Source organism: Glycomyces tenuis DSM 44171 (assembly GCF_000427885.1).
Taxonomy (GTDB): domain Bacteria; phylum Actinomycetota; class Actinomycetes; order Mycobacteriales; family Micromonosporaceae; genus Glycomyces; species Glycomyces tenuis.
This window is the reverse complement of record NZ_ATYW01000002.1, coordinates 409,340-423,178: the sequence shown is the minus strand read 5'-3', so window position 1 is coordinate 423,178 and position 13,839 is coordinate 409,340. Positions and strand designations below refer to the sequence as shown.

At 70.4% G+C, this 13,839-nt stretch carries 10 protein-coding genes; 4 read left to right on the top strand and 6 right to left on the bottom strand.

The features are described 5' to 3' along the window. Position 1: 1 nt before the first annotated feature. Together pgsA and rimO are read right to left on the bottom strand one after the other, a co-directional pair. A complete protein-coding gene (gene pgsA / locus YWW_RS0104570; protein WP_051325371.1) occupies positions 2–586 on the bottom strand; it encodes a CDP-diacylglycerol--glycerol-3-phosphate 3-phosphatidyltransferase in 585 nt (194 codons plus the stop codon). Next, the gene (rimO, locus tag YWW_RS0104565; protein ID WP_026929171.1) at positions 580–2,061 is read right to left on the bottom strand and encodes a 30S ribosomal protein S12 methylthiotransferase RimO; all 1,482 of its coding nucleotides are present in this window, start codon (positions 2,059–2,061) and stop codon (positions 580–582) included. The genes pgsA and rimO overlap by 7 nt, the downstream gene beginning before the upstream one ends. Before the next feature lie 292 nt (positions 2,062–2,353). Between rimO and YWW_RS0104560 the strand changes: the two genes are divergently transcribed. Beyond that, positions 2,354–3,454, top strand: coding sequence for a hypothetical protein (locus YWW_RS0104560; RefSeq protein WP_026929170.1), 1,101 nt, complete (start codon positions 2,354–2,356; stop codon positions 3,452–3,454). A 31-nt stretch (positions 3,455–3,485) separates the two neighbouring features. Here YWW_RS0104560 and YWW_RS38195 read toward each other — a convergent pair whose 3' ends face one another. Beyond that, positions 3,486–7,538, bottom strand: coding sequence for a DNA translocase FtsK (locus YWW_RS38195; RefSeq protein WP_081883411.1), 4,053 nt, complete (start codon positions 7,536–7,538; stop codon positions 3,486–3,488). Between the two features lie 75 nt (positions 7,539–7,613). On the opposite strand from YWW_RS38195, the gene YWW_RS0104545 reads away from it, so the two are divergent. The 3 genes from YWW_RS0104545 to YWW_RS0104535 all read left to right on the top strand — a co-directional run bounded on the left by YWW_RS0104545 (position 7,614) and on the right by YWW_RS0104535 (position 9,930). Continuing rightward, positions 7,614–8,324 carry an SDR family oxidoreductase gene (locus YWW_RS0104545; RefSeq protein ID WP_026929169.1) on the top strand — a complete coding sequence of 237 codons (711 nt, stop codon included), beginning with the start codon at positions 7,614–7,616 and terminating at the stop codon, positions 8,322–8,324. 159 nt (positions 8,325–8,483) lie between these two features. Next, on the top strand, positions 8,484–9,110 hold the full coding sequence (locus YWW_RS0104540; protein ID WP_026929168.1) for a hypothetical protein: 627 nt from the start codon (positions 8,484–8,486) through the stop codon (positions 9,108–9,110). A gap of 220 nt (positions 9,111–9,330) precedes the next feature. Beyond that, positions 9,331–9,930 carry a hypothetical protein gene (locus tag YWW_RS0104535; RefSeq protein ID WP_026929167.1) on the top strand — a complete coding sequence of 200 codons (600 nt, stop codon included), beginning with the start codon at positions 9,331–9,333 and terminating at the stop codon, positions 9,928–9,930. 212 nt (positions 9,931–10,142) lie between these two features. On the opposite strand, the gene YWW_RS0104530 is transcribed toward YWW_RS0104535, so the two are convergent. The 3 genes from YWW_RS0104530 to thyX all read right to left on the bottom strand — a co-directional run bounded on the left by YWW_RS0104530 (position 10,143) and on the right by thyX (position 13,693). Then, positions 10,143–11,834, bottom strand: coding sequence for a ribonuclease J (locus tag YWW_RS0104530; protein WP_026929166.1), 1,692 nt, complete (start codon positions 11,832–11,834; stop codon positions 10,143–10,145). Continuing rightward, positions 11,834–12,727, bottom strand: coding sequence for a 4-hydroxy-tetrahydrodipicolinate synthase (dapA, locus tag YWW_RS0104525; RefSeq protein WP_026929165.1), 894 nt, complete (start codon positions 12,725–12,727; stop codon positions 11,834–11,836). Before dapA ends, YWW_RS0104530 begins: the two co-directional genes overlap by 1 nt. Positions 12,728–12,940: 213 nt before the next feature. Further along, positions 12,941–13,693, bottom strand: coding sequence for an FAD-dependent thymidylate synthase (thyX, locus tag YWW_RS0104520; protein ID WP_026929164.1), 753 nt, complete (start codon positions 13,691–13,693; stop codon positions 12,941–12,943). Between the last annotated feature and the right edge of the window lie 146 nt (positions 13,694–13,839).

Here is a 13,839-nt window from a genome sequence, read left to right as displayed (position 1 = left end):
CCTAGCGCGTTCGCCCCGACTCGCTCTCCTTCAATTTAAAGGCTTTCCAGAGGTAATCCATTCCCGTCACGACGGTGAGGAGCACCGCCGCGCCCATCAGCCACGGGCCGACCACGTCGAGCGGCTCCGGCCACGGCCACAGGTACCAGGCCACCGCGGCGATCTGGAGCACCGTCTTGAGCTTCCCGCCGCGCCCGGCCGCGATCACCGCGTGCTTGAGCACCGCCATCCGCAGGCCCGTGATGCCGAGCTCGCGCACGAGGATCACCACGGTGACCCACCACGGCAGGGCGTCGTAGAAGCTGAGCAGCACCAGCGCGGTGCCGATGAGGGCCTTGTCGGCGATCGGGTCGGCCAGCTTGCCGAACTCGGTCACCAGGCCGCGCGAGCGCGCCAGCCAGCCGTCGACGAAGTCCGTCGCCGAGATGAACACGAACAGCAGGCACGCCAGCATGCGCCAGCCGGAGTGCTCCATCTCCGAGAGCACCACGACCACCGCGAAGACCGGGACGAGGAAGATCCTGGCCACGGTGACGACGTTGGCGACGTTCCACGGCGACACCGGGGGCGGGTCGGCCTTCACCAGGACTCCTCCACGACTTCGGCCACCAGGTCGACGCCGTGGGAGTCGACGACCTTCGCGGTCACGAAATCGCCGACCTCCAGGCCCTCGACAGCGCCGACCAGGGCCACCGAGCCGTCGACTTCGGGCGCCTGGTGGGCGCCGCGGCCGTCCACGCCGCTCACGGCGACGCTTGCGGAGCCGTCAATTGGCGCAGCGGCCACGGATTCGACCAGGACGGTCATGGTCTCGCCGACGCGCTCCTCGGCCCGCTGGCCGACCAGCTCGTCCACGAGCATCGAGACGCGCGTGACCCGCTCGGCGACGACGTCCTCGTCGAGGTGCCCGTCGAGGCCGACCGCCTCGGTGCCGTCCTCGTCGGAGTAGGCGAAGACGCCGGTGGCGTCGAGCCGGGCCGCGGACAGGAAGCCCATGAGCTCCTCGAAGTCCTCCTCGGTCTCGCCGGGGAAGCCCACGATCACGTTCGTGCGGGCACCGGCCAGCGGCTCGCGCTCGCGGATCTGGGCCAGCAGCGCCAGGAACGACTCGGTGGAGCCGAAGCGGCGCATCCGGCGCAGCACCGAGGCCGAGGAGTGCTGGAACGACAGGTCGAAGTACGGCACGACCTTGTCGATGCGGAGCATCGCCTCGATCAGGCCGGGCCGCAGCTCGGCGGGCTGGAGGTAGGACAGGCGGATCCACTCGATCCCGTCGATCGAGGCGAGCCCTTCGAGGAGGTGCTCCAGGGCGGCCGGGTCGGCGAGGTCCTTGCCGTAGGAGGTCGTGTTCTCGGAGACGAGGTTGAGCTCCTTGACGCCGTCGGAGGCGAGCCAGGCGGCCTCGGCGAGGACCTCCTCGGGGGTGCGGGAGACGAACGAGCCGCGGAAGGAGGGGATCGCGCAGAAGGTGCAGCGGCGGTCGCAGCCGGAGGCGAGCTTGAGGTTCGCCACGGGCCCTTCGGACAGGCGGTGGCGCAGCACCGTCAGGTGGGCCGGGGCGCCGTCGACGTCCGCGGCCTCGTCGGCCTGCCGGGAGCGGGAGTGACCGGGGACGACGGCCGCGGCGTCCTGCCGGGCGGCCGGGGCCAGCGGCAGGAGCTTGCGCCGGTCGGCGGGCTGATGCGAGGCGAGCTCACGCCCGGCCAGGACGTCGTCGAGCCGGGCCGCCATGTCGGGGTAGTGGTCGAAGCCGAGCACGGCGTCGGCCTCGGGCAGGCTCTCGGCCAGCTCGTTGCCGTAGCGCTCGGCCATGCAGCCGGTGGCGACGACCTTCGCGCCGGTGCCCGCCGCATCGAGCAGCACGTCGATGGACTCGGCCTTGGCCTGCTCGATGAAACCGCAGGTGTTGACCATGACGACGTCGGCGTTCTCGCCGTCGTCGGTGATGCGCCAGCCGCCGGCCGCCAGGCGGGCGGCCAGTTCTTCGGAATCGGTCTCGTTGCGGGCGCAGCCGAGCGTGAGGACCGCGACGCTTTTGGCGGCCGGTTGAGCTGATGACACCTCAAAAGGGTACCTAGCGATGCCTCGAAGCCGTCCGGGCGGCGGCGGGGCCGCCCCGTGCGGGGACGATAGAGTGTCGAAGCTCTCCCCCATCGTCCCGGCTCGGACCGGGGCCGCGGGCCGGTGCACCGGCCCGCGGCGGACCAGGCGCCGGGCCGAACCGCCCGAATCCGCTCAGCGCGGCCCCAATGCCTCCGCCCCGCGGAAACGGGCGCGCGGCGCGGCCGTCCGCGCAGGTCATACCGCGGTATGATGCCGCATCGCCGTCGGGGCCATGCCATAGGCTTGACCTATGTCCCCCATTGGCATCACCCCTGCCCACCGGCGCGCCCCGCGCCCCGACCGATCCCGCCGGGCGGCGGCCGCCGCCGCTGCCGCCGTCGCCGCGCTCGCCCTCGGCGCGTGCGGCGAAGTCCCGACCGGCTCCCTGAACACCCGGGCCGGCCACACGATCGCCACCGACGTCCCCGTCTCGGTCTGCCCCGAAGGCGACGAGGCCCGCCTGGCCGACGAGGAGGGCACCCTCATCGGCGCGCACTTCGCGCTCCGCGTCGAATGCGTGGTCTCCTTCACCGAACCGCCCGAGGGCTTCCAGCTCGAGTACCTGTTCGGCGAGGACACCGCGCTCTTCCCGCCCCCCGAGGGCCACGAGTTCACCATGGTGCAGTTCGCCCCCGAGCCCGGCCACGAAGGGCCCTACCAGGACGAGCCCACGCCCACGCTCAGCGCCGAGCTCGCCATCGGCGACGAAGTGTGGACCTTCGAGGGCGAGGTCCCCGCCCCCGGAGCGGCCTACCTGGCGGTGGTCCCGCAGGACGCCCCGATCTCGCTGAAGGTCACCGACTTCGAGCGCACCCAGGCGATCGACCTGCGCAAACGCGAGCGCAGCGAACTGATCCAAGGCCTGTACCACGGTTCGCGCGAAGAGGTCACCACCGATTACATCGAGAACTCGGTCGACGGGTACCTCGAGAGCGGCAACTACCAGTACTCGGTCGAGGGCTGGAACTACAGCACCAATTTCGTCGTCAACCGCTCGGTCTACGTCCCCGGCGAGGGCTGGGTCGCCGAGCTCGACCGGGCGAGGCTGTCGGTCAGCTTCATCTGGCTGCATTCGGGCAGCGGCCTGGTCTGGGAGATCGACCCCGAGGAGACCTTGCAGGTCAGCGGGCCCGACGGGGCGCTGACGGCCACGGCCGTCGACCACACCGCCGAGGACTGGCGCGAGGACGGCGAGCTCAGGACCTACCACCTGAGCTACGACGTGCCCGCCGACGCCCTCCAGTTCACCTTGGAGTTCGCCCCGAAGGGCCCGATCGCGTGGCCGGACAAGGGCGTGGAGATGCCCATCTCCGGCGAGGAGACGCACACGATCGAGATCGACTTCTCCTGAGCGGACCCGGCGGCCGGCTCGGCCGCCGGGCTCACTCGCCTCGGATCGAGGCGATCACGCCTTCCAGCTCGTCGGGTTTGACCAGGACGTCGCGGGCCTTCGTGCCTTCGGAGGGGCCCACCACGCCGCGCGTCTCCATCAGGTCCATCAGACGGCCGGCCTTGGCGAAGCCGACCCGGAGCTTGCGCTGGAGCATCGAGGTGGAGCCGAACTGCGTGGTCACCACCTGCTCGATCGCCTGGCACAGCAGGTCGAGGTCGTCGCCGATCTCGGCGTCGATCTCCTTCTTCGAGCCCGGCGGCGCGGTGACCTCCTCGAGGTACTGCGGCTCCATCTGCGAGCGGGCGTGCTCCACGGCCTGCTCGACCTCCTCGTCGCTCACCCAGGCGCCCTGGATGCGCTCGGGCTTCGAGGCGCCCATCGGCAGGAACAGCCCGTCGCCGCGCCCCACCAGCTTCTCGGCGCCCGGCTGGTCGAGGATGACCCGCGAGTCCGCCAGCGAAGAGGTCGAGAACGCCAGACGGGACGGCACGTTCGCCTTGATCAGGCCGGTGACCACGTCCACCGACGGGCGCTGCGTGGCGAGCACGAGGTGGATGCCGGCGGCGCGCGCCAACTGCGTGATGCGCACGACCGCGTCCTCGACGTCCCTGGCCGCCACCATCATCAGGTCGGCCAGCTCGTCGACGATCACCAGCAGGTACGGGTGGGGGCGCAGTTCGCGCTCGGAACCGGGCTCGGCCTTGATCTGCCCGGAGCGGACCTTCCGGTTGAAGTCGTCGACATGCCGCACGCCGGCCTTCGCGAGGTCCTCGTAGCGCATGTCCATCTCCTTGACCACCCACTGGAGCGCGTCCGAGGCCTTCTTCGGGTGCGTCACGATCGGGTGGACCAGGTGCGGGATGCCCTCGTAGCTGGTGAGCTCGACGCGCTTGGGGTCGATGAGCAGCAGCCGCACCTGCTCGGGCGTCGCCCGCATCAGCACCGAGGTCAGCAGCGTGTTGATGAGGCTCGAGTTGTGCGTGGGGATGAACGACCGGCCCGCCAGATACTGGCGGCTCGGACTGTCGACCTGGATGCACCGCACCGGTACCGACGCCGTCGGACGGACATCGACGATATAGCGCTCACGAGTGGTCCGCCTGGTCGCGGCGGGCTGCCGTCCGGCTTTCCGTGAAAGATGGAAGACCCGATCCTCAGTGGTGAATCTGACCATGTGGCACACCGACGTCTCCGGACGGGCGCCCTTTACCGGCCTGGTGCCGAGCGTGGCCTGGTATCCGAGGCTCAGCACCAGTTCGTGGACATCGCGCGCCAGCCGCTCATTCGTCACGGCGAACGTGATGTTCCCGCTCTTCGAGACGGTCCCGTCGGTATCGAGCAGGCCCGCCAGCAGCTCGCGCCGCTGCTGTTCGGAGGCGCGGAGGTACCGCTCAGGAATGTGCTTCGGTCCGATCTCGCGGAACAGTGCGCTCATGGTCTTATACGGCGTACAGGGAGCCGAGTCGAGCGCGTCCCGAGCATTGCGTCCAATGGCGAACTTCCCTTTCGCCGCAGCGCAGACCGCGGAGATGCCGACACCGACGTGTCGAGCCGCGCGCACCAGGCCGACGCCTTGTTCGGCGAGTGCGATCGCTTCGCGGATCCTCCGCCGACGCTCCGGTGCGTTCGAGATCGTATAGGCCATTCGCGCGGCGGGATGCTTGGTGACCTCGTACCCGTCGGACCGGATCCGGTTGAGGATGTCCTCGTCGGCGCAGGTGAAACCCGCGGTGCCCGAAGTGCCGTCTCCAAGCCAGCATCCGAGCGTGTAAGGCGCGATGGGCAGATCGATCTCAGGCAGTTCGAGGGCACCGCCGACCGCGACGGCGTGGTTCGTCCAGGACCGACCGCCCGACCGCACCCGGAGCGTGGAGGCGATCTCCGCAGTGGTGACGGGCCTCTGATCGGCGACACGTCGCCTCGAAGACCTCCCAGGCATTGCGACGCGGTCCGTCAGCGCCTCGTACACCGCATGGCGTGACCGGCCGGGCACGGTTCGCTCGATGGCGCGGCCGTTCCTGATATAGCTCGTCGTCACGCTGCCGCCAGGGGGGATGTCCGCAACCACCTGGCGGAGGACATTCTTGAACCGATCACCGACTTCAGCTCGCATGTCAGCGGTCGACACGGGACGATCCGGCTCAGACAGCGCGGCGTACGCCCGCTCCTTGATCCAGAGGATTTCGTCCTCGGTCCAGTACGGGTCGTCCTTCCAGCGTGCCCGCTGCACTCGCCCCGCCCTCGTGGTGGTCACCCATTGGTGCTCGGCATCGGCGAGGATGACGCTCCCGTCGGAGAACTCCACCTCGTAGCAGGGCCGATCTTCCATCACCTCGGTCGCCGCGATAACGGTGCAGGGTACGCCGCGCTCGTCGAACACCCGGTCCCCGGCTTGCAGTTCACCCATGGTCGACCAGCCGTCAGGAGTCGGAACAGGGGTCGCGAGAGCGAGTGCTTTCCCAGAGCCGGTGGCGCCGGCGATGAGCATGTGCGGGGTCTTGGTGAGGTTGGTGAGGATGTAGCCGCCCTCGACGTCCTTGCCGAGGCCGACGATCATCGGGTGCTCGTCGGCCAGGGCCTCCTTGGAGCGCAGGACGTCGCCGAGCGCGACGTCCTCCCGGTCGACGTTGGGGATCTCCACGCCGACCGCGCTCTTGCCGGGGATCGGGTTGATGATGCGGATGTCGGAGCTCTTGACGGCGTAGGCGATGTTCTTGGACAGCTGGATGATCCGCTCGACCTTGACGGCCGGGCCGAGCTCGATCTCGTAGCGGGTGACGGTGGGGCCCCTGGTGAAGCCGGTGACGGCGGCGTCCACGCTGAACTGCTCGAAGACTTCCTGGAGGGCCGCGATCACGGTCTCGTTGGCCTTCGAGCGCTTCTTCGCGACCGCGCCGGCCTTGAGCAGGTCCATCGGCGGGCGCCGGTAGTCGCCGTCCATCGCGGCCGAGCCTTCGGAGAGGGTCGGCTGCTCGACGCGTTTGGGCGGCGCGGAGTGCTTGGGGGGCTCCCGTCGCGGTTCGGGCTCGGCCACCGGCGCGGTCTTGCGGTCCAGGGGCTCCTCGACGCCCAGTTCGGGGACCTCCTCGGGCGAGAGGCGCGGCAGCACGGTGGTGGCGCGGTGGATGTTGCGGGCCTCTTCCTCCTTGAGCCGCTTGGCGGCCTCGCTGGCGCGCGTGGACCGCCCGGGGGCGTCCTCGGATTCGTCTTCATAGGAGTCGACCTTGCCGGTCGCCAGTTCCCACAGGCCCTTGAGCTTGCCGGGGACCTGGTTCAGCGGGGTCGCGGTGGCCACCAGGACGCCGAAGAGCAGCAGCAGCACCAGCAGCGGGAAGGCGACGTAGGCGGAGACGCCGAGCGCGATTCCGCTGCCGACGAGCCAGCCGATCTGGCCTCCGGCGGCCATGCGCTCGCTCATCTCGGTCGGCAGGCCCGAGATCAGGTGCAGCAGGCCGAGACTGGAGAGCCAGATCGCGGTCCAGCCGACGAGCGCGCGCCCGTGGGCGTCCTCGGGCGGGCGCTGGCGCATGACGCGCAGGCCCCACAGGATGAGCAGGACCGGCAGGGCGCGGGTGGCGAGGCCGAGGGTCCAGTCGAGGCCGAAGGCGAGGTGCTCGCCGATGGGGCCGGCGACGTCGAACCAGACCGCGCAGGCCAGGACGATGGCCGCGGCGATGAGGAGCAGCCCGAGCCCGTCGCGGCGGTGCGCGGGGTCGATGTCGCGGGCCGTGGCGGCCTCTTTCCCGACCGAGCGGGCCATCCAACCGGTGGTGCGGGCGGTGCCGACCCACAGCCCGCGCAGGCCCATCCCGAGGGCTTCGAGCGGGCCGGGGATCGCGTCGGCGCGCCGCTGCTTCGCGGCCGCGCGCGCCGCGTTCTTCCCGCCGCGCTGGGCGGGGGCGGTCTTCTTGGCCGCCTTCTTCTTCGCCGCCTTCTTGGCGGCCTTCTTCGCCGGTTTCCGCGTGCCGGAGCCGGCGGGCCGCCGCGCGGCGGTCCGCTTGCGGGCGGCCCCCCGCGAGCCACCGGAAGTCCTGGCCATCATGGCCCATACGTTACCGCCCGCACGCCGCCGCTCGTTGCGGTGAGCGAGGACGCGGGGCAGAGCTAGGGTGTGCGCATGCCGAAGACGATTCTGGTGACCGGCGCCGGACGCGGGCTCGGGCGAACCCTGGCCGAGCTGTTCAGCGCACGAGGCGACGCGGTGATCGCGCACGCCCGCAATGAAGGCGCGCTCGAAGGAGTGCCGTGCGAGCGGCGGCTGATCGCCGACTTGGAGCACCCGGAGGGCATCGCCGACGCGGTGGCCGCTCTGGAACTCGAGCACCTGGACGCGCTCGTCCACAATGCGGGGATCGCGCACATCGCGCCGGTGGGCGGGCAGTCCTTGGAGTGGTGGCGGCGGACGCTGACGGTGAACGTCGTGGCCGTCGCCGAGCTGACGCGGGTGCTGCTGCCGGCGCTGCGGGCCTCGAGCGGGCACGTCGTGTTCGTCAACTCGGGGGCCGGGCTCGCCGCCGGGCCGGGGTGGAGCTCGTACGCGGCCAGCAAGCACGCGATCAAGGCCTTGGCGGACTCGCTGCGCGGCGAGGAGCAGGGCGCGGGCGTGCGCGTCACGAGCCTGTACCCCTCGCATTTCAAGACCGACATGCAGCGCAGCGTCCGGGAGCAGTTCGGTTCGGACTACGACCTCGACCGGGCCACGAGCGTCGAGTCGATCGCGAGGGCGGTCGTGGAGACGCTGAACATGCCCTCGGACATGGTCGTCAACGACATGCGGATCGAACCGCCGAATCCGCTGCCCATCCGCCCGCGCGCGACCGAACGCTGAGGGCGTCGAGCCGCTCGGCGGAACCGGCTGCGCGCGTAGCGGATCGCCGCGTCCTGAGGCCGGTCCGCGGCTCTGCCGCCGAGCGCGGACGGGGGATTGTGGCGGAAGGCGACTAGGGTGTGTGCCGTCGTAACCCCCATCGAGTTAGGTGATCACAACGTGAACGACGTTCCACCCCCTCCTTACCAGCAAGCTCCGCAGCAGTTCCAGACGTCGCTGCTGCCGAGCGGCCCCGACCGTCCCTCCCCGGTCGGGCTGAGCCTGTCCGGCGTCGGCCTGCTGCTGCTCGCAGTGGGATCGATGATTCCGCACCTGTCGCTCTCGGGCGACGAGGACGCGCTCGAATGGCTGGTCGCCGCCGGCTTCCACAACGGCAGCGCCGGCCTGCCGGGGCTGGCGCCGGCCCTGGTGCTCCTGGTCCTGGTCGTCTGGACGGCCGCGGGCGTCAAGCCGAGCCTCATGTGGGCCGCCAAGCTCGGCGGCATCGGCCTGGCGGTCTTGACCGCCGCCGCCTCGCTCCACCCGGTCATCGAGGCGAACAGCGCCCTGGACGCTCCGGGCGGAGAGGACCCCGGCGTCTCCGTCTCGGCCGGCGGCGGGGTCTGGCTCTACATCATCGCCGCGATCCTGCTGGCGGTCAGCATCTTCATGATGCGGTGGGCGCCGTCGCCGCAGCCGCAGCCCGTGCCCGCGGGCCCGCCGCAGCAGCAGCAACAGGCTCCGCCGACGGGGCAGCAGCCGCAGGCCCAGCAGAACGGCTGGCCGCAGGTGCCGCCCCAGCAGTGACATAGCGCTTCGGCGAACGGGCGGCGGAGACTCCAGTGTGGTCTTCGTCGCCCGTACGCCGTTCCGGGGATGTCGAAGACCGCTCGCATCGGGTCTGACCGGTAGCATCGACACGGTGAAAGCGATCCCGCCCGAGGGCCCCTCGAACCCCTATCAGCCCCAGATGTCCCCTCCGGAAACGCCCGCCTCGCCCGAAGCGGCTCCTCCCCCGCTGAATCCGATGCCGACCGCTCCTCCGCCGCTCCTCGCCCCGCCGCCGTCGGACTCGCCTTCGCCGATCGGCCTCGTGGTCGCAGGCGCGGGCCTGATCCTGCTGTGCGTCTCGGTACTGCTCCCCCGCATCTCGATCGACTACGAGGGCGGGGACGACTACGGCTACTTCGGCCTGTCGAGCCTCAGCGGCGGGACGACGTTCGCCATCGACACGTCCACGGTGATCCTCACCGTCGCGCTGCTGGTCGCCGTCGGGCTCAGCGCCCACCGCTCGCCGGGACTGCGCTGGCCGACCCGGCTCAGCGCCGTGGGCCTCGCCGGGCTCACCGCGGCGTTCGCCTACCACCCGGTCACCGTGATGCGGCAGTTCTTCCAGGACTACGAGGACTCCAGCGGCGACGACGAATTCAGCGGGGACTCCGCCCCCGAGATCACCATCGAGGCCGACAGCGGCATGTACCTCGCCATCATCGCGGTCGCGCTGCTGGCTGCCAGCACCTTCCTCATGCGGATGCGGCCACGCCAGCAGGTCTACTACCAGCCGATGCCTCCAGCCCCCGCGGGAGGGCCGGGAGCCTCGCCGACCGTCACCGTCACTCCGGGATGAGCCGGAGCGGGGCGGGCCGCCTGGGCGGCCCGCCCCGCGCTCTCAACTGCTCTCACATGTCGAGGCTGAACCCTCTGCGTGCTCTCACACTCCGAGGCTGAGCTCTTTTCGTGCTCTCACACTCCGAGGCTGAGCCCTCTGCGTGCTCTCACACTCCGAGGCTGAGCTCTTTTCGTGCTCTCATACTTCGAGGCTGAGCCCTCTGCGTGCTCTCATACTTCGAGCACGTGCGGCACGATCATCGGGCGGCGGCGGTAGGTGTCGTTGACCCACTTGCCGACCGTCCTGCGGAGAATCTGCTGGAGCTGGTGCGGGTCGGTGACGCCGTCGGCGGCGGCGCGTTCCATCGCGTCGTCGATGAGCGGCAGCACGCCCTCGAACGCCTTCGGGTCCTCCGAGAAACCGCGCGCCGAGACCGTCGGGCCGCCCACGACCTTGCCGTTCTCGGAGTCGATGACGACGGTGGCCGCGATGAAGCCGCCGTCGCCGAGGACGCGGCGCTCGTTCAGGACCGGCTCGCCGACGTCGCCCACGGACAGGCCGTCGACGTAGACCAGGTTGTTCGGGATGTGCCCGACGAGGCGGGCCCGTCCGTCGACGAGGTCGACGACGTCGCCGTTCTCGATGACGATGACCTGGTCGGCCGGGACCCCGGAGTCGATCGCGAGGCGCGCGTGCGCCTGGAGGTGCCTGGCCTCGCCGTGCACCGGGATCATGTTGGAGGGCCTGACGTTGTTGAGCACGTACAGCAGCTCGCCGGCCGGGGCGTGCCCCGAGACGTGGACCTTCGCGACGTCCTTGTGGATGACGGTGGCCCCGGTGCGCGCGAGCCGGTTGATGACGCCGTAGACGGCGGTCTCGTTGCCCGGCACCAGCGAGGAGGCGAGGATGACGGTGTCGTCGGGCTCGACGGTGATGTGCCGGTGGTCGCCCGAGGCCATGCGGCCCAGCGCGCTCATCGGCTCGCCCTGGGAGCCGGTGGACATGTACACGATCTCGTCGTTGGGCAGCCGGACGGCCTCGTCCATGTTGACCAGGAGGCCCTCGTGGATCTTCAGCAGGCCGAGGTCGCGGGCGATCGCCATGTTGCGGACCATGGACCGGCCGACGAACGCGACCCTGCGGCCGTGCGCCCAGGCCGCGTCCAGCACCTGCTGGACGCGGTGGACGTGGCTGGCGAAGGAGGCGACGATGATCCGGCCCTTGACGTCCTCGAACAGCTTGTCCAGGACCGGCCCGATCTCGCGCTCGGAGGTGACGAAGCCGGGGATCTCGGCGTTGGTCGAGTCCGACAGGAGCAGGTCGACGCCCTGGTCGCCGAGGCGGGCGAAGCCGGCGAGGTCGGTGATGCGGCCGTCGAGCGGCAGCTGGTCCATCTTGAAGTCGCCGGTGTGCAGGACCAGGCCGGCGCCGGTGCGGAGCGCGACGGCCAGCGCGTCGGGGATCGAGTGGTTGACGGCGAGGAACTCGAGCCCGAAGGGTCCCAGTTCGATCGACTCGCCTTCGGCGACGGTGGTGCTGACCGGCTTGATGCGCCTCTCGCGCAGCTTCGCCTCGACGAGGGCGACGGAGAACTTGGAGCCGACCAGCGGGATGTCGTTCTTGTGCTCGAGCAGGAAGGGGATGCCGCCGATGTGGTCCTCGTGCCCGTGGGTGATGACGATGGCCTCGATGTCGTCGAGGCGGTCGAGGAGGGGCGTGAAGTCCGGCAGGATCAGGTCGACGCCGGGCTGCTCGACGTCGGGGAACAGCACGCCGCAGTCGACGATGAGGAGGCGTCCCTCGTGCTCGAACAGGGTCATGTTGCGGCCGATGGCGCCCAGGCCGCCGAGGGGGATGACGCGGAGGCCGCCGGCGGCCAGCGGGCCCGGCTCGCCGAGGTTGTCGGGTCTGGTCAGGCTCATCAGACCTCCTTGATGCTCGCGAGGTTTTCAGCGATAAAATCCGCGATCACCGTGCTGGCGGCCGGAAGCGGCAGGCGCGGCTCGCCACCGGGGAGGCCCCGCTGGGCGAGGGCGGCCTTGACGGCGGTGACGCCCTGGGCCGGGCCCTGGAGGGCGCGCAGGGCCGGGAGGAGGGCGTCGTTGATCGCCGAGGCCCGCTCGACGTCGCCTTCGTCGAAGGCGTCGAACATGGCGTTGAGCTCCTTGCCGACCACGTGGGCGATGACGGAGACGACGCCGACCTGCCCGGTGGCGTAGGCGGCGAGGTTGAGCGCGTCGACGCCGCAGTAGTAGGCGAGGCCGGTGGCGACGCGGATCCGCTGGGCGGCGGAGAGGTCGGCGGTGGCGTCCTTGACGGCGATGATCCGCGGGTTCTCGGCGAGCCGGAGGTAGGAGGCCTCGGTGATGGGCACGCTGGAGCGCGGCGGGATGTCGTAGAGCATGCAGGGCAGCTCGACCGCCCCGGCGATGGCGTTGAAGTGGGCCTCGATGCCCTCCTGCGGCGGCCGGGAGTAGTAGGGGGTGACCAGCAGGAGCCCCTGGGCGCCGGCCTTCTCGGCCTCCTGGGCGAGGCGCACCGAGTGGCGCGTGTCGTAGGTGGAGGCGCCGGCGACGATGTGGGCCCGGTCGCCGACGGCCTCGGCGACGGTCTCGATGAGCTGGGCCTTCTCGGCGTCGGTGGTGGTGGGCGACTCACCGGTGGTGCCGTTGAGGACGAGGCCGTCCAGGCCCTGCTCGTCGACGAGGTAGCGGGCCAGTTCGGCGGTCCCGTGGACGTCGAGTTCTCCGGACGGCGTGAACGGCGTGATCATGGCCGCCAAGGTGCGCCCGAACGGGCGGGTCACGTTGCGCATGTGCTTTCACCAATACTGATTGCGGCGGCCCGGGACGTGGCTGCCCGGCCGCTCGTCGGTTCAACTGTCTCAAGTCTCGCCGCCCGCCGTACCGATTTGCGGCTCACGGGCCTCACCGTGAGGGTTGGTTCACGGCTCGCGGCCTCGGCCGGGGCGGGCGGCTTCAGGCGTCTTCGCCTCCCGGCGCGGTCCGCCGGCTGTGCCGGGGCACCGCTAGCCTTCGGTGACGTAGGGGCTGTGGGCCACTTCGGATCCGTCACCGAGGGTGGAGATCTCGAAGTCGGCGAAGACGTTCGCGGCCTTCTCTTTGAGCTGCCGCAGGCATTCGACGGCCAACGCGCGGATCTCGACGTCGGCGTGCTCGGAGGCGCGCATGGCGATGAAGTGGCGCCAGGCGCGGTAGTTGCCGGTCACGACGATGCGGGTCTCGGTGGCGTTGGGCAGGACTGATCGCGCCGCCTGGCGCGCCTGCTTTCGGCGCAGCGTGGGGTTGGCGATGTCGGCGAACTTCTTCTGGAGCCCTTCGAGGAGGTCGTTGTAGGCGCTCTGGGCGGCCTCCGAGGCGGCGAGGAAGCGCTCGTGGAGCTCGGGGTCCTCGGCGATGACGTCGGGTTCGACCATGGCCGCGTCGCGCTCGGGGACGTAGCGCTGCGACAGCTGGGAGTAGGAGAAGTGGCGGTGGCGGATGAGCTCGTGGGTGAGGGACCTGGAGATGCCGCTGATGTAGAAGCTGACGTTGCCGTGCTCGAGGACCGAGAGGTGGCCGACCTGGAGGATGTGGTCGAGGTAGCCGGCGTTGGTGGCGGTCTTGGGGTTGGGCTTCTTCCAGGACTGGTAGCAGGCGCGGCCGGCGAATTCGGCGAGGGCCTCGCCGCCTGCGGCGTCGGTGTCCCAGGGGATGTCGGCCGGGGGCTCGAAGTGCGTCCAGGCGATGAGTCGGACATCCATCGGTACGATTTCGGGCATGCCCCGCTCCCCCTCGTGATCGGTCTGTTCACTGCTGGTTATAGCTCTATGAGCGTACTCGGAGGACTGCTGTGGTCTTGACCGCGTCCTCCGGCGCCCCTGTGTCATCTCTACCCGACGGCGCCCCTCGGCGACCAGCGGTTTTC